This window comes from Curvibacter sp. CHRR-16, assembly GCF_018474005.1.
In the GTDB taxonomy this organism is placed as follows: domain Bacteria; phylum Pseudomonadota; class Gammaproteobacteria; order Burkholderiales; family Burkholderiaceae_C; genus Allorhodoferax.
This window is the reverse complement of record NZ_JAHCSH010000005.1, coordinates 237,812-263,222: the sequence shown is the minus strand read 5'-3', so window position 1 is coordinate 263,222 and position 25,411 is coordinate 237,812. Positions and strand designations below refer to the sequence as shown.

Genomic DNA, 25,411 nt, shown 5'->3' with positions numbered 1-25,411 from the left:
TTTCCGTAACCCTTGTTGGTGTCGTAACAGCTTGGTGAATTATGGAGGCTGCAGTAAAGCCATCAGGGTATTTATCGGGAAATCGTCAAATGTCTTCGAGTAATTTGTAAGGAAGTGGGAGCCGTTCTAGTCCTTGATTTTGTGCCTGCAAATCGGCGTTTTCGGTCGATGTCTGTAGCACTGCTATAGAGGTGTAGCCATTAGTGGGATGTGCAGCACAGACAGCGATGTGTCCTACTTCTTCACCGGCTGCCAAAACAGGGCTAGCCAATGGTAAAAAAATTTCACTCTGTAACAAATAAGCCCTGCGTTTCAAGGTGCCTCTGAACTGGCTACGGGCCACCACTTCTTGTCCGGGATAGCAGCCTTTTTTGAAGTTCACGCCGCCGACAGATTCGTAGTTCAGCATCTGGGGAACCCACATATTGGCGGTTTCGGGGTAAATGGCTGCAATGCCGCTCATGACATCCAGCCAATCCCACCATGCGGTGTCCATGGCTTGGCTGGGCCAATCGTTTGTTTCTCCGCTGTTGCTTGGCAGCACATGCAGTTGGCGTTGCAAGCCTTGTGCTGGGGGTAAGTGCAGCACAAAGCCTGCGCCGCGCTTTTCTAGTGGCGTGCTACTGGTTTCTTGCGTGGTGGTTGCACCCCAGAGCGACCAGTCACTACTGGCATCGCGCAGTTGAACCGCGGCACGCAGGACGAACATGCGCAAGCGTTGCAACAAGGGGGCGATTTGCGCACGCGGCGCAATGAGTAGGACGCAGTTGGTTTCAGGCTTGATACCCCAAAAGCTGCCCAGCATGCGACCTTGTGGCGAGCACAAAGCGGCCAAACGGTATTGGTCTTGGCGCAGCAGCACGAAGTCTTGCGTCAGCTGGTTGTGGATGAACTTGGCGGCGTCAGCGCCTCGCAGTTCCAGTACCCCCCAGTGGGGCAGGGCGGCGTGGCCATTTTTCAGTGTGTCAGGAAGGGCTGGTGTATGCATGGGCTGAATTATGATTCCCCTTTTATGGACTCACGGGAGCAAGGGCTGTGCGCGTCTGGTTGACGGGACTTTTGTTGGCAGTGCTGGCGTTCGTTGGTGCTGCAGCCTGGTGGTTGGGTAGCCCCATGCCCCAAGCCCAAGCGGTGGTGGATTTGTCCATCGAAGCGGGCAGTACCCCTAAAGAGGTGGCGCAGTTGGTGCGTCAGTCGGGTATTGATGTCGAGCCTGTGCTGCTCTATAGCTGGTTTCGGATCTCGGGCAAAGCGCGGGCGATTCGGGCTGGCAGCTACGAAATCAGTGCAGGAACGACGCCGTACGAACTGCTGCAAAAGCTGGTGCAAGGCGATGAGGCTTTGCGCAGCGTGACTTTGGTAGAAGGGTGGAATTTTCGCCAAGTGCGCCAAGCGCTGGCCAAGGCCCAAGCACTCAAGCCGGACACACAGGCCATGGCGGATGCTGACATCATGCAGGCGCTACAGCGCCCGGGTGTGGCCGCTGAGGGGCGTTTCTTTCCGGATACCTATACCTATGCCAAAGGATCGAGTGATTTGGCTGTACTCAAACGGGCCATGTTGGCCATGGACAAACAACTGGAGCGCGCATGGAGTGCGCGTAACAAGGACATTCCCCTGCAAAACCCGGAGCAGGCTCTGATACTGGCCAGCATCGTAGAAAAAGAGACCGGGAAAGCGTCGGATCGCGCCATGATTTCGGCGGTATTCAATAACCGTTTGGCCATTGGTATGCGTTTGCAAACCGATCCGACCGTGATTTACGGTTTGGGTGAGCGCTTTGATGGCAATTTGCGCAAAGCCGATTTGCAGCAAGACACTCCCTACAACACCTACACCCGCGATGGCTTGCCGCCAACCCCCATTGCGATGCCCGGTAAAGGGGCATTGTGGGCTGCTGTGCAGCCCGCTGGAAGTCGGGTGCTGTATTTTGTGGCCCGTGGAGATGGCAGTAGCCAGTTCAGCACCAATTTGCCAGACCATAACCGCGCCGTGAACCAATACCAGCGCTCCAAATTAGCCGGAAGTGACGCGCCATGAGCCAAGGCATTTTCATCAGCTTTGAGGGCATCGATGGTGCTGGCAAATCGAGCCATATCGATGCGCTGGCTTCGCTGTTGCAGCAGCAAGGCTACAGCGTTACGCGCAGTCGCGAACCCGGTGGCACCGAACTGGCCGAGCAGTTGCGTCAGCTCGTGCTCAACCACCCCATGGATGCACTGACCGAGGCCTTGCTGGTGTTTGCAGCCCGCCGCGATCATGTGCAGCAGGTGATTCGCCCTGCTTTACAGCGCGGGGATGTGGTGCTGTGTGACCGTTTTGCCGATGCGTCGTTTGCTTACCAAGGGGGTGGGCGTGGTGTGGATTGGGCTACTTTGCTGCAGTTGGAGCAGTGGGTGCAAAGCCAACAAGGTGCTGTACTACAGCCTGATTTGACGATTTGGTTTGACTTGCCGCCGGCAGTGGCAGCTGCCCGTTTGGTGCAGGCGCGCACGGCTGACCGGTTTGAATCACAGCCAGAGGATTTCTTTCACCAAGTGGTGCAAGGCTATGCACGCCGCCAGCAGGCTGATCCACAACGCTTTGCGCGCATTGCCGCTGATCAACCACGCGAGCAAGTGTGGGCCGATGTGTGCCAAGCCCTTGTTCAGCGAGGATGGTTGCGGTGAATAAGACGGTGATGCCCTGGCTGCAAGAGCAGCTGCAAGCCTTGCAGCGCCAGCGTGGTCATGCTTGGCTACTGCAGGGGCCATCGGGTTTGGGGCAATACGACTTGGCTATGCAACTGGCCAGTACTTGGTTGTGCGACAACCCCACAGAGCAGGGGGCTTGCCACGAGTGCGGCAGTTGTCACGCCATTGGCGTACACGCCCACGCGGATTTGGCGGTCCTCATGCCCGAGGTACAAATGCTAGAGCAGGGGTGGCCTTTGTCTGAAAAGGCCCAAAGCGAGATCGATGACAAGAAGCGCAAGGCCAGCAAAGAAATCCGGGTTGATGCGCTGCGCGATACCGTTGAGTTTGCGCAACGCACCAGTGCACGCGGGCGTGGCAAAGTGGTGCTGGTATACCCCGCTGAGCAGATGAACGCCATCGCGGCCAACGCCTTGCTCAAAACACTGGAAGAGCCTGCAGGTGATACACGCTTTGTGCTGGCTACCGAGTCTGCCCATGCGCTGTTGCCGACTATTCGCAGCCGCTGCCAAGTCCACACCATGCGTTGGCCTGAAACGGATGAAGCCTTGCACTGGTTGCAAAATCAGGGGGTGCAAGCCAGTGAAGCAGCCGTTCTGCTGCGCGCTGCAGGTGGTTTACCACACGAAGCTTGGCGGTATAAGCAGCTAGGACGCACTGCACAAAACTGGTCTGCATTTCCACAGCAGGTTCTTAAAGGGCAACTGGACGATGTGCGCAACTGGATGGCCAGTGATGTGCTTGATGCTCTTTACAAACTGGCGCACGATTTGTTGGCACTGCATGGCCGAGCATCTCCGCGTTATTTCTCTGCAGCGGATTTGCAAGGCATTCCGGTGCATGGTGCACGCCTTCGCCAATGGGCGAGCGAATTACAACAGATATGGCGTCACGTAGAGCATCCCTTTCATGCTGGCCTTATGCTTGAGGCTTGGATGGAGCAGGCGCGATCTGCTTTAGTGCTGCCTTTACTGGGGAAAAAACCATGAGTACTGCCGCATCAAATAACCGCCCCAGTGTGATTCAACTGGCGATCAAAGAAAAATCCGCTTTGCATGCCGCCTACATTTCTGTCTTCACCGATGGCGGTATCTTTATTCCCAGTAACCGCGATTACGACTTGGGTGATGACATTTACGTGTTGCTGACCCTGCCTGACGACATCCAGCGTTATCCCGTGGCTGGCAAGGTAGGCTGGATTACCCCCGCTCGCGCATCCAGTGGCCGTGCTCAAGGTGTGGGGGTTATCTTCCCCGCCCAAGATGAAAAAGTGCGCGCACTCAAGCTCAAAATTGAAGAAATTTTGGGTGTGCATCTGAACTCAGAAAAAACGACCCAAACCATTTAAGAAGCCATCGCCTGTTTGTGGCGATGCATTTGCATGCATGTTTACCGACTCCCATTGCCACCTGACTTTCCCTGAGCTCCAAGCTGACTGGCCCCAGATTGCGCAGCGCATGCAAGAGGCGCAAGTAACACGCGCCTTGTGCATCTGCACCACTTTGGAGGAGTTCGACACGGTGCATGGTTTTTCAGTGCAAAACGCCCACATTTGGTCTACCGTGGGGGTTCACCCCGACTACGAGGACATCACAGAGCCGACGGTGGATGGCTTGGTGGCTTTGTCTGCGCGCCCCAAGGTGTTGGGTATTGGTGAGACGGGCCTGGATTACTACCGACTCAATGGCCGCAGCGTGGCCGAGATGGAGTGGCAACGTGAGCGCTTTCGGGTGCATATTCGGGCGGCGCGGCAGGTGGGTAAGCCACTCATAATCCATACCCGCCAAGCCTCTGAAGACACCTTGGCTATTTTGCGTGAAGAGGGCGAGGATGGATCTTCTGGCTGTGCAGGTGGCGTGTTCCACTGTTTTACCGAAGACACCCAAGTAGCCCAAGCAGCTTTGGATTTGGGGTTTTACATCTCCATGTCGGGCATTGTGACCTTTAAAAATGCCCAAGTTTTGCGTGATGTGGTGTGCATGGTGCCCATGGATCGCTTGTTGATTGAAACCGATAGCCCTTATCTCGCACCTGTTCCGTACCGGGGCAAGGTCAATACACCCGCGTTGGTGCCGTATGTGGCCGAGCAAATTGCCTCACTCAAAGGACTGACGGTGGAGCAGGTGGCACACCAGACCAGCCACAATTTTGACCAACTGTTCAAACCTGCCTGAGGCATACGCGTATGCTGAAACGCTGGTGTATTGCCCTTGCTTGTTGTTTGCTCAGCAGCGTGGTGCAGGCGGGTGCGTATGAAGACTTTTTTTCCGCTATTGAACGCGATAGCGCGCCTGCCATGCGCAATTTACTGGCCCGTGGCATGGATCCCAATACTGTGAATCCAGAGGGTATACCAGCCATTTTTGTGGCTATTGCCAGTCCAGCGCTGGATGTGTTGGCGGTGCTGGTGCAAGCACCTGATATCCAACTCGATGTGCGCAATCGCAACGACGAAACCCCTCTAATGCTCGCTTGCTTGAAAGGGATGACGCCGCTGGTGCAGCAGCTTTTGGCGCGGGAGGTGGATGTCAACAAACCCGGGTGGACGCCTTTGCATTACGCTGCGACCAAAGGAGATGAGGGCATCATCCAACTGCTGTTGGATCACTATGCCTACATCGATGCGGAGTCCCCCAATGGGACAACCCCGCTGATGATGGCGGCCATGTATGCTCCCAAAGCTGCCGTGGAGTTATTGCTCAAAGCAGGGGCTGATCCGACCTTGAAAAATCAGCTAGGCATGACGGCGGTGGATTTTGCCAACCGTTTACAGCGTAGTGAGATAGCCCAAGTGATTCAAGCAGAAATTCGCCGCAGAAATGGGCCTGCAACTTGGTAATTCAGATGCCGTAGTCGCTGGAGTGGCCATCCATGGCCCGGGCAATCAAGCTGCGGCTGAGGCGGTTGCTGAGGTATTCCGCAAAGGTGTACACAAAGTCGCGCAAATAGGCCCCACGTTTGAAAGCAACGCGCGTGACGTTTTGACCAAATAGATAGCCCGCTGGGCGGACAACCAAATCGCTACGTTGTTGGGTGCTTTGCATGTCTTGCAGCACGTCGTGTACCGACATTTCTGCTGCAATGCCAATCCCCAATCCTAAGCGCACATAGGTTTTGATCACATCGGAATCAATCGCTTCCAACACGATATGGGGTTCGAGTTTGCGAGCGTGAAATGCATTGTCGATGCGGGTACGCCCGGTAAATGATGGGTGGTAGGTGATTAATGGCTCTTGCGCTACATCTTCTAAGCTGATGCGCTCTAGCTTGGCCAGCTTGTGGTCTGCTGGCAGTATCAGCATGTGCTGCCACTCATAGCATGGCAAGGTCACAAGTTCTTCGTAATTGGCCAAGGACTCTGTTGCGATGCCAATTTCGGCCACATCCTCGATGAGCATGCGAGCCACTTGGTCGGGCGAGCCTTGGTGCAGGCTGACGCTGACTTTAGGGTAAGAGGTGCGCAAGCGTGCTACGTGCTCGGGCAGCACATAGCGCGCTTGGGTGTGGGTGGTTGCTATCGACAAGGTGCCGCTGTCTTGGGTGCTGAACTGCTCGCCAATGCGTTTGAGGTTGTTCACTTCCCGCAGGATGACTTCAATGCTGCGCAAGACATGCTGCCCTGGCTCGGTAATGCGCTTGAGTCGTTTGCCATGGCGCGCAAAGATGTCGATGCCCAATTCCTCTTCCAGCTCAATGATGGCTTTGGACACACCGGGCTGCGATGTATGCAAAGCCTTGGCCGCTTCGGTCAGGTTGAGGTTGCGGCGCGCAGCTTCTTGCACGAAGCGAAATTGGTGCAAATTCATAGCAGTCTCAAGGCTGAAAAGGGGTCAAGGCCAATTGGGCCAACAAAGCGATTAGCTGCGGGCTTTCACCCACCGATGCTTGCAATGTGAAACGCACTTGGGGGTATTGAGTGCGCAAGGACTCCACCAAAGGAGGAATGTCTTCCCGCGCATGTTTACCCATGCCCAAAAACAAAGGCAATATGGCAATGTGGCGCGCGTTGCATTGCACCAAATCCGCTACGGCTTGGGCTAGTTCAGGACTGCTCAGTTCCAAATACGCGCATGCCACTTGCAAGTTGGGAGCTTGCGCTTCTATGCACGCTTGTACGGCCAAGATGGACTGGTGCCACGCGGGATCTCGCGACCCGTGGGCCAGCAATACGATTGCTTGTTCATGCTCAAAAGCCATAAATCTACCGTCTTAAAACCAACCAAGTGAAAACCGATAAGGACAAACCACCGTACAGCAGACTGGGTAAGGCGGCAGAGAGCAGGGGATCCCACCCTCGCAAGTTGCCCATGTCGTTCATGACGTTGTTGAGCAAAACAAAGCTAATGCCCGCCATCACGCCTACAAAGGTGTAGCCAGAAATACTGCCTGAGCGGAAATGCAGGTATGCAAAAGGCAAGGCCAGTACCACCATCACCAAACAACTCATGGGGTAAAACAGCTTTTTCCAAAACTGAATTTCATACTTTTGCGCAGTTTGTCCATTGGCTGTCAGGTGGCGGATGTACTGAAACAAATCCCATGTGCCCATGCGTTCTGGCTTGAGCACGGCTGCAGCCACCATTTCCGCACTGATCTGGCTTGGCCAGCGCAAGCTATCCACCCGGTTGATACTGACCTGCGATGCATCGGTATCGGGGGACAAAAATTCGGTGCGTTCCACATCATTGAGCAACCAAGCTTCGCCTTGCACGCTGGCAGATGCCGCTTGGGTGAGTGAGACGATAAAACCGCGGCGGTCAAACTCAAAAATGCGGATGTCTTGCATGGTCGAATCGGGGGTCAAGGCCCCCACATTGACCGCAAATTGGTTGAATGCTTGGCGCTCTTTAAGCCATGCACCTGTTTTACCGATGCTGATACGTCCTTGTGCTTGGGATTTGAGCATCTGCGCTGTTTTGTCAGCCAGTGGGGCCACGTAGTCGCCAATGACGAAAGTGAACAGCACAAAACTCAAACCCAGCAGGGTGAGCGAACGCAAAGCACGGCCGGGCCCTAATCCACTGGTACGCAAAATCGTGAACTCAGAACTGCGGGCCAAACGGGCCATCACGAAAATGGTTCCAATGAGCACCGTGATAGGAAATAGTTCGTAGATATGGCTAGGAATCATCATGACCACGTAGAGCAAGGCTTGGGTGGCTTGGTAGCCGGGGGCTTGCAAACGATTGACTGTTTGCAACTCATCCACGGCATCAAAAAAGAAAAACAAGGCCATGAAGCCAGCTGTGACCAAAGCAACCGCTTGAATGACCTCTAGGTACAGCAATTTGCGCAGCGTTTTCATCTTTTGCCTCCTCGGCGATGCGTACTGCGCGCAATCCAATCGCTCCAGCTAACGTTGTGATGGCGCAAAAACAGCCAAATGCCAGCAATACAGGCTATACCGCCATGCACCAGTAACAGGTAGGACAACAAGCTGATATGAGCAGACGCAATCCAGCTTTTGCCCAATACCAAGAGGTTGAAATAGACCACGAAAGCAAGAAATGCCATCCCCAAATTACTGGCTTTTCCTGCTCTGGGGTTGGCCGATGCCAAGGAAAGGGCAATGATTACCAAATTGAATGCTGCCAGTGGTAAGCCAAAACGCCAGCTCAATTCAGCCTGATAGCTCTTATCTGAGGAGCCGAGCATTTGCAATGTCGAAATCGATTGGGTTGGGGCGTAATCCCGGCTGGCGTGCTCGCTGCGTCCTACGCGGGCACCGTATTGGGTAAATTGTGTGAGTGTGACATCGGCCTGTCCGGGTGACCGTTCTAGCCGCTGGCCGTTATCGAGCAGCAAAAACTTGTCCGTGCCACGCACTTCAATGCTGCCTTTTTGTCCTGTTGTGACCGTTTCTTTGCCCGCTTCGGTGGTGGATATGAATACGTTGTGTCCTACTTGCTGATTTTTGCTGTTTTTTTCTATGAAAAACACTCGGGACCCGTCGGTTGACTCTTGAAATTGCCCAGGTTCGATACGGGCAATATCACCACGCTTTTCATAGTCAAAGCGCAAATCTTCGATGCGCGAAAATGCCCACGGCAAGATCACGATGGCCAAACCGGCCACCATCAAGATCACCGGCCAAGCGAAACGCAACAAAGCGGGCAGTACACGCGCAAGACCAGCACCGCTGCCAAACCAAATCACCATTTCGCTGTCGCGGTACATGCGGGTGAGCATGGACAAAATGCCAATGAATAGACTCAAGGTCAGTATGGTGGGCATGTCCGATAACACGGTATAGCCCATGATCAGCAACACATCGGCCGGGTTGAATGTGCCACGTGATGCATCCCCCACCGTACGCAAAAGCGTCATGGTCATCACCACAGTGGACAACACCACCAAGGTGCCTCCAAAACTGCGTGCTAGCTCTTTGCGTACGGATGAATGGAATAACATTGTCGAAAAGGAAAACCGCATTATGAACTTTGATTTGCAAGCTTTGAACCTCAAAACCCTGGCAAAGGAAAAGGCCGAAGCCTTGGTTTTGCTTGTGCCCACAACTTTCGCGGCAAGTAGTACGGACGCGATCAGCCAACTGTTGGCGGATGTTCAAGTCCAAGGTGATTTGGATCCGAAGAAAAATCCGCTTATATCGGTCTATCGGCCTGTGGGTATTGCTGCTGGCAAGGTGTATGTATTGCCGGTCAATGATGCCAGTTTGAAAGCTGCACGGGCCGGCTTGCAAACTGTGTTGTCCACACTGAAAACCACTTGCAGCCACACCGTTGTGGCTTGTTTGGAAGCAGTGGATGAAGACTTCGTGCGCCAAACAGTGGCGCTGTTTGCCGATGCCCTCTACCAATACACCGCATCGCGCAGCAAGACAGAGCCTGTGCGTTTGCAAAAAATAGGTTTGCGTGCACCCAATGCCAAAGCGCTGCAAAATGCACTGGCATTGGCGCAAGCTACCGTCACGGGTCAGGCATTGGCCAAAGAGTGGGGCAACCGTCCGGGCAACTACGCTACGCCAACCCTGCTGGCAAAAGCTGCGCAAGATTTGGCCAAGCGAGCCAACCTGACTTGTGAGGTCCTAGGGCCGAAAGAAGTAGCCAAACTGGGCATGGGGTCTTTTATGGGGGTTGCCCAAGGTTCCGATGAGCCCCTGCGCTTTATCGTGTTGCGTTACGACGGTGCAGCCAAGTCCAAAGCGCCGGTAGTGCTGGTGGGTAAAGGCATCACGTTTGATAGTGGTGGCATTTCCATCAAACCTGCTGCTGAGATGGATGAGATGAAGTTCGACATGTGCGGTGCCGCCAGTGTGCTGGGTACTTTCGAGGCTTTGGGGCAATTGCGCCCCAAAATCAATGTAGTGGGGCTTATTCCTGCGTGTGAAAATTTGCCCAGCAGCAAATCCATCAAACCCGGTGATGTGCTCACTAGCATGGACGGGCAAACGATCGAGGTGCTCAACACCGATGCAGAAGGGCGTTTGATCTTGTGTGATGCACTCACCTATGCCAAACGCTTTAAGCCCCAAGCGATTGTCGATATCGCCACCCTGACAGGCGCATGTGTAATTGCCTTGGGCAGCGTGCGCAGTGGATTGTTTTCGAATAACGATGGCTTGGCCTTGGCGCTGCAAAATGCTGGTGAAAAAAGCGCCGATCTTTGCTGGCGCATGCCTTTGGATGACGAGTACAGCGAAGGCTTAAAAAGCAACTTTGCCGATGTCGCCAACGTGGCTGGCCGAGCCGCAGGCTCGGTGACCGCCGCCAAATTTTTGCAACGCTTTGTCGGTGACACACCTTGGGCGCATCTGGATATTGCTGGAACAGCATGGAAAGGTGGTGCAGCCAAAGGCGCTACTGGCCGCCCTGTCCCCTTGCTGCTGCAATACTTGCTGAGCCAAGCGGAGGTGCGGTGACCGAAGTCGCTTTCCATTTCGGCGCGTCTGACAAATGGAACTACCTTTGTCGTTTGACGCGCAAAGCGATCGCAAAGGGCGTGCGCATTCAGATCCATGGCCCCCAAAGTCTGCTGGACAGGGTGGATGCCAAGCTGTGGAACTTTGAGTCCACCGCCTTCATAGCCCATTGCCGCCACGGGGATGCCTTTCAAGAGCGCTGCGCCGTGGTGCTTGCCGATAGTGTGTTTACCCCAAGGAATGGAGCCTCATGGGTGTTGCTTAACTTGGCAGAAGAGGTGCCTGCAGGCGTGGAAGCCTTCGCTCGCGTGATTGAGGTCGTCGGTCTGGATGAGCATGACCGTCAGCAAGCACGCAACCGCTGGCGTGAATACACCCGCCGTGGTTTGCCCATCGTACGCCATGACTTGACTGGACGCGCCGACTGAGACGAATAGACGATCAGGCATAAAAAAACCTGCTGAATTATCAGCAGGTTTTTGTATCTGGCGGAGCAGGCGGGATTCGAACCCGCGGTGGGTTTTACCCCACGCACGCTTTCCAGGCGTGTGACTTAAACCGCTCATCCACCGCTCCAGAGCCTGCAATTCTAGCTTGAAAATAAGGCGCAAAACTGGAAAATCCCAATTTTCTGTATTGTTGCGTCACAAAGTCATCGCATACTCCCTTTGTGAGGCATGGGGGCAAAACTACAATGGGGCATGACTAATCAACGCATAGGCATTCGTTTGGCAGGCAGTCTGCTCTTGGTCTTGGCCGGTCTGGCACAGGCGCTAGGCTTGGATTCATTGAAAGACCAAGAGGTTGCTAATGGTTTAAAAGACGCACTGAGCAAAGCTTCTACTGTGGCCGTGGGGCAATTGGGTGCCAGCAATGGTTTTTGGGGCAATGACCGGGTGCGCATTCCCTTGCCAGACAGTTTGCAAAAAGCTGAGCAACTGCTGCGCACCTTTGGCATGGGCCAGCAGGCCGATGATCTGCGGCAAACCTTGAACCATGCAGCAGAAGCGGCGGTTCAAGAAGCTAAACCCATTTTGCTCAATGCAGTCAAACAAATGACTGTGCAAGATGCCAAGGGCATCTTGACTGGTGGTGATACCGCGGCGACGGCGTACTTTCGCAAGACCAGCAGCGAGGCATTGCGCAGTAAATTTCGCCCCATAGTGAGCAAAGCCACAAAGCGTGTGCAATTGGCCGACAAATACAACACCTATGCTGGACAGGCAGCGAAATTGGGACTCATCAGTGAAGCAAATGCTAACTTAGACAACTATGTGACGGAAAAAGCACTCGACGGCTTGTTCCTCATCATCAGCGACGAAGAAAAAGCCATACGCCAAGACCCTGTAGGCCAAGCCAGCCAATTGCTGAAGCGGGTTTTTGGCGCTAACTGGTAAAAATTCTCCGCATCGTCATCAGAAATCCTTACACTTCGCGCCTTCGGTTTTTGGCGAACCAGTCGCCATTCATTTTTACCCCTGGTTGGAGGGAGATTCATGAAATTTCGTTTCCCCATCATCATCATTGATGAGGACTTTCGTTCCGAAAACACCTCCGGCCTGGGCATCCGTGCTCTGGCACAGGCGATCGAATCCGAAGGTTTCGAGGTGCTGGGCGTCACCAGTTATGGCGACCTGAGCCAATTCGCCCAGCAACAAAGCCGTGCCAGCGCCTTCATCCTGTCCATAGACGACGAGGAATTCACTCCCGGCCCGGACCTAGACCCCGCGGTGCTAAACCTGCGCCACTTCATCGAAGAAGTGCGCCGCAAGAATGCCGACGTGCCCATCTATGTGTATGGCGAGACCAAGACCAGCCGCCATATTCCCAATGACATCCTGCGTGAGCTGCACGGCTTCATCCACATGTTTGAAGACACGCCCGAGTTCGTGGCGCGCCACATCATCCGTGAGGCCAAGAGTTACCTGGAAAGCGTGCAGCCGCCCTTCTTTAAGGCTCTGCTGGACTACGCCGAGGATGGCTCTTACAGCTGGCACTGCCCCGGCCACTCGGGTGGCGTGGCCTTCCTGAAAAGCCCGGTCGGTCAGATGTTCCACCAGTTCTTTGGCGAGAACATGCTGCGCGCCGACGTCTGCAATGCGGTGGAAGAGTTGGGTCAGCTGCTGGATCACAACGGCGCCATTGGTGCTTCCGAGCGCAATGCTGCACGTATTTTCAATGCGGATCACTGTTTTTTCGTTACCAACGGCACGTCTACATCGAACAAGATGGTGTGGCACCACACTGTGGCCCCTGGCGATGTGGTGATCGTCGATCGCAACTGTCATAAGAGCAATCTGCACGCCATCATCATGACGGGCGCTATTCCCGTCTTCTTGAAGCCCACGCGCAACCACTTTGGCATCATTGGCCCCATTCCGCAAAGTGAGTTCGAGCCCAAAGCGATTGAGGCCAAGATCAAGGCCCATCCCTTGCTGCAAGGCGTGAATGCCAAAAAGGTTAAACCACGCATACTGACCCTGACCCAAAGCACCTACGACGGCGTGCTTTACAACACCGAAACCATCAAGCAAATGCTCGATGGCTATGTGGAGAACATCCACTTTGACGAAGCGTGGTTGCCCCATGCGGCGTTCCACCCCTTCTATGGCATGTACCACGCCATGGGTAAGAACCGCCCACGTCCCAAAGAGGCCGTTGTCTACAGCACGCAATCCATTCACAAGCTGTTGGCCGGTATCAGCCAAGCCAGCCACGTGTTGGTGCAAGACTCGCAAAAGGTCAAGCTCGACAAGCACCTCTTCAACGAGGCCTACCTGATGCACACCTCTACCAGCCCGCAGTACAGCATCATCGCTAGCTGCGATGTGGCTGCTGCCATGATGGAGCCCCCCGGAGGCACCGCTTTGGTGGAGGAAAGCATTGCCGAAGCCTTGGACTTCCGCCGTGCCATGCGCAAAGTGGATGAGGAATATGGCGATGACTGGTGGTTCAAGGTCTGGGGCCCAGACCATTTGGCCGAAGAAGGTATTGGCCAAGCAGCTGACTGGATCATCAAGGGCGAAACCAAAGCCACCAAGGGCAATTGGCATGGTTTTGGCAAGCTGGCCAACGGCTTTAACATGCTCGACCCAATCAAGGCCACCATCGTAACGCCCGGCTTGGATCTGACAGGAAAATTCTCGCAAGAGGGAATTCCGGCCAGCATCGTGACCAAATTTTTAGCTGAGCATGGTGTGGTGGTGGAAAAGACGGGCCTGTACAGCTTTTTCATCATGTTCACCATCGGCATTACCAAAGGCCGCTGGAACAGCATGCTGACGGCGTTGCAGCAGTTCAAGGACGACTACGACCGCAACCAACCCATGTGGCGCATCATGCCGGAGTTTTGCCAAAAACATCCACGCTACGAGCGCATGGGTTTGCGCGATTTGTGCCAGTTTGTCCATGCCATGTACGCCAAGCACGACATCGCTCGCTTGACGACCGAGGTGTACTTAAGCGACTTGGTGCCCGCCATGACGCCCAGCGATGCCTATTCCCATATAGCGTTGCGCAAAACAGATCGTGTAGAGATAGACAAACTCGAAGGCCGAGTGTCGGTCGGTTTGGTCACGCCATACCCGCCCGGTATTCCGCTGTTGGTTCCTGGTGAAGTGTTCAACCGCAAGATCGTCGATTATTTGAAGTTCTCGCGGGCGTTTAACAGCCAGTGCCCAGGCTTTGAGACCGATATCCATGGTTTGGTCAGCGAAGTCGGTGAAGATGGCGTGGTGCGCTATTACGCCGACTGCGTGAAGGCATAGCACAATAAATCAACAACCTCCGAGGAGGAGACACCATATGGGAATTCGTACACCACTGCGCGCATTGGGCATATGGGCGTTGGCAGCATGTTTAGCATGGGGAACGGCCCATGCAGCCACGCCTTTTGAGCCAACCCACGGCGTGCAGGGTCAGATTTTGGTACTCAATGGTTCAGGCACGCGCTACAAAGCCATTTTCAAGGTGTACGACATGGCCCTTTACTTGGGGGCTAGAACCAACAAAGTGGATGATGTGCTCAATATGCAAGGCAACAAACGCTTGAGTTTTGTTGCCTTGCGCGAAATGCCGGGGACTGATTTGGGAGTGGCTTTCCTCAAAGGGCTGAGCAACAACAACAGCCCTGAAATTGTGCGCAAATACACCATAGAAACCAATCGTTTGATTGAAGTCTTCTCTGGCAAACCCAAACTGACGCCAGGCGATTCTTTTGCCATGGAGTACGTGCCAGGCAAGGGAACCACCTTTTTCATCGCTGGCGTGGCGCAAGGGGCTCCAGTGGGGGATGAGGGTTTCTTCCAAGCAGTGCTGCGCATTTGGTTGGGGCATATTCCTGCGGACTTCAAGCTCAAAGATGCTTTGCTGGGGCAGAGTGCACAGCAATAGCCCTAGCAGATCTAGGCCATAGGAGTGCGGTGATGCGGGCATGCGCATGCACAATCGCCGCACGCTATGGAACACGATGTCTCACTCATTTCCACCGTCGCGGTGGGCTTTGTTTTCGCCTTGGTGCTCGGCTTTGCGGCTGAACGCATCAAGCTGCCTGCTTTGGTGGGCTATCTGCTGGCAGGCATTCTGATCGGCCCAGCCACCCCGGGCTTTGTGGGGGATGTAGGCATTGCATCCCAGCTCTCAGAAATCGGCGTCATGCTGCTGATGTTTGGCGTGGGCTTGCATTTTTCACCGGCCGATCTGCTGGCAGTCAAACGCTTGGCGGTACCCGGCGCCATTGTGCAAATGGGTCTGGCCACCGTGCTGGGGGTCGGCTTGGCTACTTGGTGGGGTTGGAATGTTGGCAATGCGCTGATTTTTGGTCTCTGCCTCTCATGCGCTAGCACAGTGGTATTGCTCAAAGCCCTAGAGGTGCGTGGTTTGGTGGATTCGATGAATGGACGCATCGCCATTGGCTGGTTGGTGGTGGAAGACTTGGCTACCGTGTTGGTGCTGATTTTGCTGCCGCCCTTGGCTGGCATGCTGGGGGGCCAATCTGCAGCGCTAGCCAATCATGAGTCATTGTGGATCACTATTGGGCAAACTTTGCTGCAGGTAGGCGCCTTCATTGCCCTCATGCTGGTGGTGGGGCGCAAAGCCTTGCCCAAGCTGTTGTGGCACGTGTCCAAGACCGGTTCACGCGAATTGTTCACACTGGCGGTGGTGGCTGTTGCACTGGGCATTGCTTACGGGGCGGCCAAACTGTTCCACGTCTCGTTTGCTCTTGGGGCATTTTTCGCTGGCATGGTGATGCGCGAATCTGAATTCAGCCACCGTGCTGCAGAGGAGTCCTTACCGCTGCGCGATGCATTTTCTGTGCTCTTTTTTGTGGCGGTCGGCATGCTGTTTGATCCCAGCATATTGGTACAAAAACCATGGTATGTGCTGGGAGCCGTTGCGATTGTGATTGTGGGCAAATCGTTGGCGGCTGCCACTTTAGTGCTGGTGTTTCGTTACCCGCTCAACACGGCTTTTACCGTCGCGGTCAGCTTGGCGCAGATAGGAGAGTTTTCCTTCATCTTGGCAGGCTTGGGGCAGGCCTTGGGCTTGTTCAGCACCGAAGGTATGAGTTTGGTGCTCGCTGCTGCGCTCATTTCCATCGCCATCAATCCCTTTTTGTTCACCGCTATTGAACCACTGCGACGCTGGGTGCTAGAGCGATCCAGTTATGCGCGTACTTTGGAGATCCGGCAAGACCCGTTTGCCGAGTTGCCAATGAGCACCGAACGCAAATATTTGTCCCAACAAGTGGTGTTGGTGGGCTATGGTCGTGTGGGTAAACGCATTGCCCAAGCGCTGCACGAACGCGCTATTCCCTGTGTGGTGGCTGAGCAAAATCGCGAGTTGGTGGAGGATTTACGCAAGCAAGGGATGGCTGCAGTGTCGGGCAATGCAGCAGAGCCCGAAGTGCTGGTGCAAGCCCACATAGCACATGCAGCCATGTTGGTTATCGCCAGTCCGGATTCACTGGATGCACGGCAAATGATTGCGACCGCCCGCACACTCAATCCAAGCATCGAGATTGTGTTGCGCACCCAGAGTGAAGATGAAACCACCTTGCTTCGCCAAGAGGCGCAGACCACGGTTTTCTATGGGGAAGAAGAGCTGGCCAAGGGCATGACCAGCCATGTGTTAAGCCGCTTTGCGGCTTAACACGGTGGGGTTTAGGCGTTTTCAGCCACGCCCATGGTTTTGTTGTGACCGCAGTCCACGAAGGTGACTTCAGCAGTCACGCCTGAGGCCAAATCACTCATGAAGAAGGCGGCTACATTGCCTACCTCGTCAATGGTGACGTTGCGGCGTGTTGGTGCCGCTGCAGCCACCATGGACAAGAGCTTGCCAAAGTCTTTGATGCCGCTGGCAGCCAAAGTCTTGATGGGGCCCGCGCTGATGCCGTTGACGCGGATGCTGCGGCCATCGGGCAGGCTACCCACGGCTTCGGCCAAGTAACGCACCGAGGCTTCCAACGAGGCTTTGGCCAAACCCATGGTGTTGTAGTTGGGGATGATGCGGTCTGCGCCCAAATAGCTCAGCGTCAAGAGGGCAGACTTGTCGTTCAGGTAGGGCAGGGCCGCTTTGGCCATGGCGGGGAAGCTGTATGCGCTGATATCGTGCGCAATGCGGAAATTCTCACGGCTCAAACCGTCCAAGAAATTGCCTGCAATGGCTTCGCGGGGGGCAAAACCAATGCTGTGCACAAAGCCGTCGAACTGGCCCCAGTGTTGGCCTAGATCAGCAAACATGCGCTCGATTTGGGCATCGTCTGCCACATCGCAATCGAATATCAGCTTGGAATCGAACTCGGCCGCAAACTCGGTGATGCGGTCTTTGAAGCGCTCACCCACGTAGCTAAAGGCCAGTTCAGCGCCTTGTTGGTGGCAGGCTTTGGCAATGCCATACGCAATAGAACGGTTGGACAGTACGCCTGTGATGAGCAGCTTTTTGCCGGCAAGAAAACCCATATCTTCCTCATGCGAAATACTTGATGTAAGGCAGAATTGTCGCATGCGTCGCTGTGTATTTTGGGTTGGCTCTCTAATCTTTGCTTGGGTTGTGCTGCAAACATCGGCATGGGCAGCCCATGGCTACGCCCTATGGGGGCAGTTGAAATACCCGAATGGCTTTGCACACTTTGACTACGTGAACCCCCAAGCGCCCAAAGGAGGCACCTTGCGGCTGGTGAGCAATTTGCGCACCTCGACGTTCGATAAATACAACCCTTTCAGCATCAAAGGCAGCGCCCCAGCCTACTTGGGCGCGCTGTTGTTTGAGAGCCTGCTCACACCAGCCTTGGACGAAACAGCATCTGCCTATGGCCTCTTGGCAGACGATGTGAGTGTGGCAGCCGATGGCTTGAGCGCCACGTTTCGCCTGCGCCCTGTGGCGCGCTTTCACAACGGCGACCCAGTGCTGGCCCGCGATGTGAAGCACAGCCTGGATATGCTGATGAGCCCGCAAGCCTCGCCCGGCTGGCGCACCACGCTGCAAGACGTGGCCGGTGCCGATGTGTTGGCCGAGCGGTTAGTGCGATTTCGCTTTCACAAGCCGCTGCGTGAACTGCCCTTGACGGTGGGCAGCATGCCCATCTTTAGCCACCGCTGGGGCGAGGAGGGTGGCAAACCCAAGCCGCTAGACCAGATCGTGACGGACATCCCAATTGCCAGCGGCCCTTACCGCATAGGCCCGGTGGTATTTGGCAAAGACATCACCTATGTACGCGACCCGCAGTACTGGGGGCGCCATCTGAATGTGCGCATCGGCACTGGCAATTTCGATGCCATCACGGTCAAAATTTACCAAGACAGCACAGCCCGGCTGGAGGCGCTCAAGGCCGGTGAATTTGACCTGATGCGCTTTTTCTCGGCGACCGATTGGGCGCGCCGGGTCACTGGGCGGCGCTTTGATACGGGCGAGTTGGTCAAGGGCGAATTCACCCACCAGCAACCCACGGGCTTTCAGAGCTACGTGCTCAACACCCGCCGCCCCTTGTTGCAAGACGTGCGGGTGCGCCAAGCCTTGGCGCTGGCGATGGACTTTGAGTGGATGAATCGCCAGCTCTTTTACAGCGCCTACAGCCGTGTGCAAGGCTTGTTTGGCAATACCGTCTGCCAGGCGCAAGGCCTCGCCAGCGCGGCCGAGTTGGCCCTGCTGGAGCCCTGGCGCAAGCAGCTAGGCAGCCACTACGACGCGGTGGTCGGCCCCATGCTGACGCCCCCAGTCAACCGCAGCCCAGACGATTTGCGCCAACACCTGCGCCAAGCCCAAACCCTGCTGGCCCAAGCCGGGTGGGCGTGGCGCGATGGTGCTCTGCGCAACGCACAAGGCCAGCCTTTGGAGCTGGAGTACCTCGACAGTGCCGAGACCGGTGCACGCATGGTCACCCCGTGGATGCGCAACCTAGAGAAGATAGGGGTGCGGTTGGTTTTTCGTCCGGTGGATTTTTCGCTCTACCAGCAGCGGCTGCAAAAGTTTGATTTCGACATCACCTCCATCGCCTTTGGCGGCACGCACAACCCCGGGCAAGAGTACGCCGATCTGTTTGGCAGCGCCGCAGCGCGCCAAGAAGACTCGGGCAACCTCAGTGGCGTGCAAAGCCCGGTGGTCGATGCGCTGATTGCCCGCATGACGCAGGCCACATCGCAGGCCGAGCTGCAAAGCGCGTGCCGTGCCTTGGATCGCGTTATCGCCCATGGCTACTATCTGGTGCCCCAGTGGTACGCCAGCACCCACCGCTTGGTGTACAACGCGTGGCACCTAGACCATCCCCCTGCTATGCCGCCCTATGCCAATGTGGAGACTTGGGCCATGGACATGTGGTGGGCCAAACCAACCCAACCATAAAGACCTTGCATGCTGGCCTACACCCTCAAGCGCATTTTGCTCATGCTGCCCACGCTGCTGGGTGTGCTGCTGCTCACATTCGTGGTGATCCAGTTCGTACCCGGTGGGCCGGTGGAGCAGTACTTGGCCGAAGCCAAAGTCGGTACGGGCGCTGGTGCGGCGGCCGAAGGTGGCTTGCAGTACCGCGGTGCACAAGGCGTGGACGACAAGCGTTTGGAACAGATCAAAGCGCTGTACGGATTTGACAAGCCCGCACCACAACGCTTTGTGGACATGCTCTGGCAATTTGCCCGCTTCGATTTGGGGCAGAGCTTTTACCAAAACCGCTCGGTTGCCAGCTTGGTGTGGGACAAATTGCCCGTGTCCATGAGCTTGGGCCTGTGGACGTTTTTCATCAGCTACTTGGTGGCGGTGCCGCTGGGCGTGGCCAAGGCGGTGCGGGCTGGTTCGCGTTTTGATACTTGGAGCACCGTGGTGGTGCTCTTGGGCTATGCGATACCGGGTTTTGTGCTGGGGGTGGCGCTCTTGGTGGTGTTTGGTGGTCAGTTGCAGTGGTTTCCGCTGCGGGGGCTGACATCGCCCCATTGGGCCGAACTGAGTTGGGGGGCCAAGGTGGTGGACTACCTCTGGCATATTGCCCTGCCGGTGCTGGCCATGGTGGTGGGCAGTTTTGCCGTGACCACCATGCTCACGCGCAATGCCATGTTGGAAGAGATTCGCAAGCAATACGTGCTGACCGCGCAGGCCAAAGGGCTGAGTGAGCGGCGCGTGCTCTACGCCCACGTGCTGCGCAATGCCTTGCTGCCCATCGTCACGGGCTTTCCGGCTGCTTTTGTGGGTGCGTTTTTCACCGGATCGCTGCTCGTGGAGACGCTGTTCTCGCTCGACGGGCTGGGCCTGCTGAGCTACGAGAGTGTGATACGGCGCGACTACCCGGTGGTCATGGGCACGCTCTATCTGTTCACGCTGGTGGGTTTGGTTACCAAACTCATCTCCGACCTTTGCTACGCCTGGGTGGATCCCCGTGTCACGTTTGATTAAGCCTGTGTGCCCATGAGCTTCACCTCCCAGCCTTCTGCACTGACCACCATGCCTACCGAGGCGTCTGTACCCGCGGTTGTTGTGCCAGCCGCCTCGCCATGGCGGCGCGCTTGGCAGCGTTTTGCCCGCCAGCGCCGTGGCTTGTGGAGTTTGTGGCTGCTCACAGCCATGGTGCTGCTCAGTCTGGGGGCTGAACTGGTGTCCAACGACAAACCGCTGCTTGTGCACTACCAAGACCAGTGGTACTGGCCGCTGTGGAATGACTACCCCGAGACAAGCTTTGGTGGCAACTTTGTTACCCCCACGGACTACGCCGACCCGTTTGTGCAGCAGCGCTTTAGCCAACCGGGCAACTGGGCGCTGTACACCCCCAATCGCTACGGCCCCAAAACCTTGAACTACTTCGCCACCATGCCCAATCCGGCGGCTCCCAGCGGCGACAACTGGCTGGGTACCGATGACCGGGGGCGTGATGTGCTGGCCCAGTTGCTGTACGGCTTTCGCGTCAGCATCTTGTTCGCGCTGGGGCTTACGTGCACCGGCGTGTTGCTGGGCGTGGCCATGGGGGCATTGCAAGGCTATTGGGGTGGGCGCACTGACTTGGCACTGCAGCGACTGATCGAAATTTGGGGTTCCATGCCCGAGTTGTACCTGCTCATCATCGTGAGCGCAGTACTCTCGCCCAGTGTAGGTTTGCTACTGGTGTTGCTCAGTTTGTTCGGCTGGATGGGCCTGTCGGACTATGTGCGCGCCGAGTTTTTGCGCAATCGCCAGCTCGACTATGTGCGCGCCGCTAGGGCTCTGGGCGTGTCACATGCGGGCATCGTGTGGCGGCATATCCTGCCCAATAGCCTCACGCCGGTGGTCACGTTCTTGCCATTTCGCATGAGTGGGGCCATTTTGGCGCTCACTTCGCTGGACTTTTTGGGCTTGGGCGTTCCACCGGGCACGCCATCACTGGGCGAGCTGCTGGCCCAAGGCAAGGCCAATATCGATGCGTGGTGGATTTCGCTCTCCACCTTTGGTTTGCTTGTGCTCACGCTGCTGCTGCTCACCTTGATTGGAGATGCTTTGCGTGACGCACTGGATCCTCGGCAGGAGGGCGTGTGATGCTGCTGCACGTGGACAACTTGAGTGTGCGCTTACCGGCAGGGCCAGAGCAGACAGCCCGCACGCTGATCGACAGTGTGAACTGGTCGGTGGATGCGGGCGAGCGATTGGCGCTGGTAGGGGAGTCCGGCTCAGGCAAAACGCTGACTGCCCTGGCCATCATGGGCTTGTTACCTAGGCACGCGCAGGTCAGCGGCGCTATCTGGCTGGAGCATGCCGGCCAACGCATCAATTTGCTGCAGCAAAACCGTGAGCAGCTGCGTGCTTTGCGCGGCGCTGTCATCGGCATGGCGTTTCAGGAGCCCATGACGGCGCTCAATCCACTCATGCCCATAGGTCAACAAATTGCCGAAGTTTTAGAGGAAAAACAGGCTCTAAAGCCCGTGGATGCTGCTGCAGCAGCTATTGAATTGATAGCAGACGTGGGCTTGGACAACCCAACCCAGCGGGCCAGGACTTACCCGCATCAACTCTCGGGCGGGCAACGCCAGCGCGTGCTATTGGCCATGGCACTGGCGTGCAAACCCAAGGTCTTGCTGGCCGATGAGCCCACAACGGCGCTGGATGCCGACTTGCGCCAAAGCATGCTGGCGTTGATGCAGCGCTTACAGCGGCAGTACGGCACGGCCATCGTGCTCATCACCCACGACTTGCCTCTGATGGCGCACTTTGCCCAACAGGTGGTGGTGATGGAAAAAGGCCGTGCGGTAGAGCAAGGCCCCACAGCGCAGGTGCTACACACGCCGCAGCACCCCTATACCCAAATGCTGCTGGCTCCCATCAGCGCTGTACCAGTCCAACCCATGCTGCCCAGCACGGATATGTTGCTGGAGGTGCGCGACTTGCATGTGGCATATGCCCAAACAACCCTACGATGGGGCTTGCCCAACGCCAAAAACGGTTGGCGCAACGCTCTAGGGCAGATGCAAACGCGTTGGCGTGCATGGTGGGAGCCCCCGTTTGTGCCGGTGTTGCAAGGGGTATCGCTGCAATTGCGAGCAGGGCGTACCTTGGCCGTGACTGGGCCATCAGGCTGTGGCAAGTCCACTTTGGCGCTGGCTGTACTGCATTTGCTAGAAGATTCGCGCGCAGTGCGCATGCATGGCGAGGTACGCATTGGTGGACTTGCTTGGTCAACTGATGGCACTGGCAATGCCCAGCAACAGCTCGCGCTGCGCCGTTGTGTGCAGGTGGTATTCCAAGATCCTTTTGCCTCCCTGTCACCGCGCATGACGGTGCAGGCGCTGGTGGAAGAGGGTTTGCGCGTGCATTTCCCTGCGATGCCTCCCGCACAACGCCAGCAAAACGTGCTGCAAGCATTGGCGGATGTGGGACTAACGATAGAGGCTATGCCAGACTTGCTACAACGCTATCCACACCAGTTTTCTGGTGGGCAGCGCCAGCGCTTGGCTTTGGCGCGTGCTTTGGTAGTGCAGCCTCGGCTGTTGGTGTTAGATGAGCCGACCAGTGCGCTCGATCGCAGTACCGCCCAGCAAGTGCTACTACTGCTTCATGGCTTGCAACGCGACAAAGGCCTGAGCTACCTGCTCATCACCCATGACGCTGCTGTGGTGAAAGCCTTGGCGCACGAAGAATTGGCGTTGACAACGCTAAAACCCCTATGAGACTAGTGAATATGCAGGATATTTAAGTTACAATTCGAGCTTCACGACCAAACGGGCGGGTACTAACCGCCCGTTTTTTTTGGGCAAACCATTTTGAAAGGGCGCTGTATCCGTGGCATTGCAGACAATCGTTGAGCAAACCGTATCTGGTCTGGGTTATGACTTGGTGGAAATCGAGCGTTCCGCTGGGGGCCTGTTGCGCATCACGATTGATATGCCTTGGCAAAGCGGCACCCCCGAGACTTTCGTTACCGTCGAAGACTGCGAAAAAGTCACACGCCAGCTGCAATTTACGCTGGAAGTGGAGGCTGTGGATTACCAGCGCCTGGAAGTCTCATCCCCCGGAATTGATCGCCCCTTGCGCCATGAGCAAGATTTTGAACGCTTTGTCGGCGAGGTGATTGACATCACCCTCAAGGAGCCTATTGGCACGCAAGCAAGTGGTCAAGTGGCCGCCAATCGCAAAAAATTTCGCGGCACGCTGGAAAAAGTTCTGGCCGCAGATGGTTCAACAGGCTGGCAAATCGTCTGGAGTGATGAGCCACCTGTAAAGCCCGGGCAAAAAGTGAGCAAAAAGCGCGAACCGCTGCCGCTCAACGCCTTGGGATTTGCGCTTGACGAGCTGCGTGAAGCCCGTTTGGCCCCGATTGTGAATTTCAAAGGCCGCGCCACCCGCGCTGGCCAAGAGTGAGCATTTGATAACTGGAAGATTCAGGAGAGTAGTGACATGAATCGCGAAATGTTGATGCTGGTGGAAGCTATTTCCCGTGAAAAAAACGTGGAACGTGAAGTGGTAATGGGCGCGGTGGAAGCTGCGTTGGCCCAAGCCACCAAAAAGCTTTTTGACGGCGAAGTGGATATCCGCGTGGCCCTCAATCGCGACACAGGGGACTATGAAACCTTCCGTCGCTGGCATGTGGTGCCCGACGAGGCAGGTTTGCAATTGCCCGACCAAGAAATTTTGTTGTTCGAAGCACGTGAGCAAATTGCCGACATCCAAGTGGACGAGTACATCGAGGAACCCATCGAGTCCGTCACCATTGGTCGTATTGGTGCGATGGCAGCCAAGCAGGTGATCTTGCAAAAAATCCGTGACGCAGAGCGCGAGATGCTGCTCAACGATTTCATGTCGCGCGGCGAAAAAATCTTTGTTGGCACCGTCAAACGCATGGACAAAGGCGACATGATTGTCGAATCAGGTCGCGTGGAAGGCCGCCTGCGCCGTGCTGAGATGATCCCCAAGGAAAACCTGCGCAATGGCGACCGCGTACGCGCCATGATCATGGAAGTGGATTTGACTTTGCGTGGTGCGCCCATCTTGTTGTCGCGTTCGGCTCCTGAATTCATGATCGAACTGTTCCGCCAAGAAGTGCCCGAAATCGAGCAAGGTCTCTTGGAGATCAAAAACTGCGCCCGTGATCCCGGTTCACGCGCCAAGATCGCCGTACACGCTTACGACAAGCGCATCGACCCCATTGGTACTTGTGTGGGCGTGCGTGGCAGTCGTGTTAACGCCGTCACCAACGAGTTGGCTGGCGAGCGCGTGGACATTGTCCTGTGGAGCGAAGATCCTGCTCAATTTGTGATTGGTGCTCTGGCTCCTGCCAACGTGCAATCCATCGTGGTAGATGAAGAGCGCCACGCTATGGATGTGGTGGTAGATGAAGAGAACTTGGCCATTGCCATTGGCCGCGGCGGACAGAACGTGCGCTTGGCGTCCGAACTGACAGGCTGGAAAATCAACATCATGGACGCTGCTGAATCGGCTCAAAAGCAAGCCGATGAAACCAGCAGCCTGCGCAAGCTGTTCATGGAAAAGCTTGATGTGGACGAGGAAATCGCCGACATCCTGATTGCCGAAGGTTTTAGCAGCTTGGAAGAAGTGGCTTATGTGCCGCTGCAAGAGATGCTGGAAATCGACAGCTTCGATGAAGACACCGTGCATGAACTGCGCAGCCGTGCCAAAGACGCACTGCTGACAATGGAAATTGCCCAAGAAGAGGATGTGGAAGAAACATCACGCAATTTGCGTGATTTGGAAGGCTTGACGCCCGAGTTGATCAGCAAGTTGGCAGAAGCCGGCATTGCTACCCGTGATGACTTGGCCGATCTGGCTGTGGATGAGCTCACTGATATCACTGGCCAAAGTGCCGATGAAGCCAAGGCTCTGATTTTGAAAGCCCGTGCGCACTGGTTCGCTGATGACGCGAACACCAAAGAGTAAC

General features: G+C 55.9%; 24 protein-coding genes and 1 tRNA gene. 18 read left to right on the top strand and 7 right to left on the bottom strand.

All coding sequences use genetic code 11. The features are described from left to right. Window positions 1–85 precede the first annotated feature (85 nt). Window positions 86–988 (bottom strand): CAF17-like 4Fe-4S cluster assembly/insertion protein YgfZ, encoded by a 903-nt coding sequence (ygfZ, locus tag KIK84_RS12975; protein ID WP_214123518.1) that lies wholly within the window; start codon window positions 986–988, stop codon window positions 86–88. Window positions 989–1,035: 47 nt separating this feature from the next. Between ygfZ and mltG the strand changes: the two genes are divergently transcribed. Genes mltG through KIK84_RS12945 form a run of 6 tightly spaced genes read left to right on the top strand, consistent with a single transcriptional unit; the run spans window position 1,036 to window position 5,532 of the window. Further along, window positions 1,036–2,040, top strand: a complete 1,005-nt coding sequence (gene mltG, locus KIK84_RS12970) for an endolytic transglycosylase MltG (protein WP_214123517.1) — start codon at window positions 1,036–1,038, stop codon at window positions 2,038–2,040. Beyond that, window positions 2,037–2,669, top strand: a complete 633-nt coding sequence (gene tmk / locus KIK84_RS12965) for a dTMP kinase (protein ID WP_214123516.1) — start codon at window positions 2,037–2,039, stop codon at window positions 2,667–2,669. Before mltG ends, tmk begins: the two co-directional genes overlap by 4 nt. Further along, a complete protein-coding gene (gene holB / locus KIK84_RS12960; RefSeq protein ID WP_214123515.1) occupies window positions 2,657–3,682 on the top strand; it encodes a DNA polymerase III subunit delta' in 1,026 nt (341 codons plus the stop codon). Before tmk ends, holB begins: the two co-directional genes overlap by 13 nt. Beyond that, window positions 3,679–4,041, top strand: coding sequence for a PilZ domain-containing protein (locus KIK84_RS12955; protein WP_214123514.1), 363 nt, complete (start codon window positions 3,679–3,681; stop codon window positions 4,039–4,041). The genes holB and KIK84_RS12955 overlap by 4 nt, the downstream gene beginning before the upstream one ends. A gap of 37 nt (window positions 4,042–4,078) precedes the next feature. Continuing rightward, window positions 4,079–4,867 (top strand): TatD family hydrolase, encoded by a 789-nt coding sequence (locus KIK84_RS12950; protein WP_214123513.1) that lies wholly within the window; start codon window positions 4,079–4,081, stop codon window positions 4,865–4,867. An 11-nt stretch (window positions 4,868–4,878) separates the two neighbouring features. Next, a complete protein-coding gene (locus KIK84_RS12945; protein WP_214123512.1) occupies window positions 4,879–5,532 on the top strand; it encodes an ankyrin repeat domain-containing protein in 654 nt (217 codons plus the stop codon). A 1-nt stretch (window position 5,533) separates the two neighbouring features. On the opposite strand, the gene KIK84_RS12940 is transcribed toward KIK84_RS12945, so the two are convergent. Genes KIK84_RS12940 through lptF form a run of 4 tightly spaced genes read right to left on the bottom strand, consistent with a single transcriptional unit; the run spans window position 5,534 to window position 9,104 of the window. Next, window positions 5,534–6,499, bottom strand: a complete 966-nt coding sequence (locus KIK84_RS12940; RefSeq protein WP_214123511.1) for a CysB family HTH-type transcriptional regulator — start codon at window positions 6,497–6,499, stop codon at window positions 5,534–5,536. 7 nt (window positions 6,500–6,506) lie between these two features. After that, window positions 6,507–6,890: a sirohydrochlorin chelatase gene (locus tag KIK84_RS12935; protein ID WP_214123510.1), complete on the bottom strand. Its 384-nt coding sequence runs from the start codon at window positions 6,888–6,890 to the stop codon at window positions 6,507–6,509. A gap of 4 nt (window positions 6,891–6,894) precedes the next feature. Next, window positions 6,895–7,998, bottom strand: a complete 1,104-nt coding sequence (lptG, locus tag KIK84_RS12930) for an LPS export ABC transporter permease LptG (RefSeq protein WP_214123509.1) — start codon at window positions 7,996–7,998, stop codon at window positions 6,895–6,897. Continuing rightward, window positions 7,995–9,104: an LPS export ABC transporter permease LptF gene (gene lptF / locus KIK84_RS12925; protein ID WP_214123508.1), complete on the bottom strand. Its 1,110-nt coding sequence runs from the start codon at window positions 9,102–9,104 to the stop codon at window positions 7,995–7,997. Before lptF ends, lptG begins: the two co-directional genes overlap by 4 nt. Before the next feature lie 22 nt (window positions 9,105–9,126). Here lptF and KIK84_RS12920 point away from each other — a divergent pair, with 22 nt between their 5' ends. Both KIK84_RS12920 and KIK84_RS12915 read left to right on the top strand, forming a co-directional pair. Further along, a complete protein-coding gene (locus KIK84_RS12920; protein ID WP_214123507.1) occupies window positions 9,127–10,572 on the top strand; it encodes a leucyl aminopeptidase in 1,446 nt (481 codons plus the stop codon). Next, entirely contained in the window at window positions 10,569–11,000 is a 432-nt protein-coding gene (locus KIK84_RS12915; protein WP_214123506.1) for a DNA polymerase III subunit chi, read from the top strand. Before KIK84_RS12920 ends, KIK84_RS12915 begins: the two co-directional genes overlap by 4 nt. A gap of 58 nt (window positions 11,001–11,058) precedes the next feature. On the opposite strand, the gene KIK84_RS12910 is transcribed toward KIK84_RS12915, so the two are convergent. Next, window positions 11,059–11,148: transfer RNA gene (locus KIK84_RS12910), tRNA-Ser, on the bottom strand. Between the two features lie 125 nt (window positions 11,149–11,273). Between KIK84_RS12910 and KIK84_RS12905 the strand changes: the two genes are divergently transcribed. The 4 genes from KIK84_RS12905 to KIK84_RS12890 all read left to right on the top strand — a co-directional run bounded on the left by KIK84_RS12905 (window position 11,274) and on the right by KIK84_RS12890 (window position 16,722). Next, entirely contained in the window at window positions 11,274–11,969 is a 696-nt protein-coding gene (locus tag KIK84_RS12905) for a DUF4197 domain-containing protein (protein WP_214123505.1), read from the top strand. A gap of 99 nt (window positions 11,970–12,068) precedes the next feature. After that, on the top strand, window positions 12,069–14,339 hold the full coding sequence (locus KIK84_RS12900; RefSeq protein WP_214123504.1) for an arginine/lysine/ornithine decarboxylase: 2,271 nt from the start codon (window positions 12,069–12,071) through the stop codon (window positions 14,337–14,339). 37 nt (window positions 14,340–14,376) lie between these two features. Further along, window positions 14,377–14,964, top strand: coding sequence for a chalcone isomerase family protein (locus tag KIK84_RS12895; protein WP_214123503.1), 588 nt, complete (start codon window positions 14,377–14,379; stop codon window positions 14,962–14,964). 66 nt (window positions 14,965–15,030) lie between these two features. Further along, a complete protein-coding gene (locus tag KIK84_RS12890; protein WP_214123502.1) occupies window positions 15,031–16,722 on the top strand; it encodes a cation:proton antiporter domain-containing protein in 1,692 nt (563 codons plus the stop codon). Window positions 16,723–16,733: 11 nt separating this feature from the next. On the opposite strand, the gene fabI is transcribed toward KIK84_RS12890, so the two are convergent. Beyond that, window positions 16,734–17,531, bottom strand: coding sequence for an enoyl-ACP reductase FabI (gene fabI, locus KIK84_RS12885; RefSeq protein WP_214123501.1), 798 nt, complete (start codon window positions 17,529–17,531; stop codon window positions 16,734–16,736). A 43-nt stretch (window positions 17,532–17,574) separates the two neighbouring features. Between fabI and KIK84_RS12880 the strand changes: the two genes are divergently transcribed. The 6 genes from KIK84_RS12880 to nusA all read left to right on the top strand — a co-directional run bounded on the left by KIK84_RS12880 (window position 17,575) and on the right by nusA (window position 25,410). Continuing rightward, window positions 17,575–19,410, top strand: a complete 1,836-nt coding sequence (locus KIK84_RS12880; protein WP_214123500.1) for an extracellular solute-binding protein — start codon at window positions 17,575–17,577, stop codon at window positions 19,408–19,410. A gap of 9 nt (window positions 19,411–19,419) precedes the next feature. Beyond that, window positions 19,420–20,451, top strand: coding sequence for an ABC transporter permease subunit (locus KIK84_RS12875; RefSeq protein WP_214123499.1), 1,032 nt, complete (start codon window positions 19,420–19,422; stop codon window positions 20,449–20,451). Window positions 20,452–20,499: 48 nt separating this feature from the next. After that, complete coding sequence (locus KIK84_RS12870) at window positions 20,500–21,561, top strand: ABC transporter permease (RefSeq protein ID WP_250207969.1); 1,062 nt, start codon at window positions 20,500–20,502, stop codon at window positions 21,559–21,561. Beyond that, window positions 21,561–23,186 (top strand): ATP-binding cassette domain-containing protein, encoded by a 1,626-nt coding sequence (locus KIK84_RS12865; RefSeq protein WP_214123497.1) that lies wholly within the window; start codon window positions 21,561–21,563, stop codon window positions 23,184–23,186. Before KIK84_RS12870 ends, KIK84_RS12865 begins: the two co-directional genes overlap by 1 nt. Window positions 23,187–23,298: 112 nt before the next feature. After that, window positions 23,299–23,877, top strand: a complete 579-nt coding sequence (gene rimP / locus KIK84_RS12860; protein ID WP_214123496.1) for a ribosome maturation factor RimP — start codon at window positions 23,299–23,301, stop codon at window positions 23,875–23,877. A 36-nt stretch (window positions 23,878–23,913) separates the two neighbouring features. Beyond that, the gene (gene nusA / locus KIK84_RS12855) at window positions 23,914–25,410 is read left to right on the top strand and encodes a transcription termination factor NusA (protein ID WP_214123495.1); all 1,497 of its coding nucleotides are present in this window, start codon (window positions 23,914–23,916) and stop codon (window positions 25,408–25,410) included. Window position 25,411: the final 1 nt, after the last annotated feature.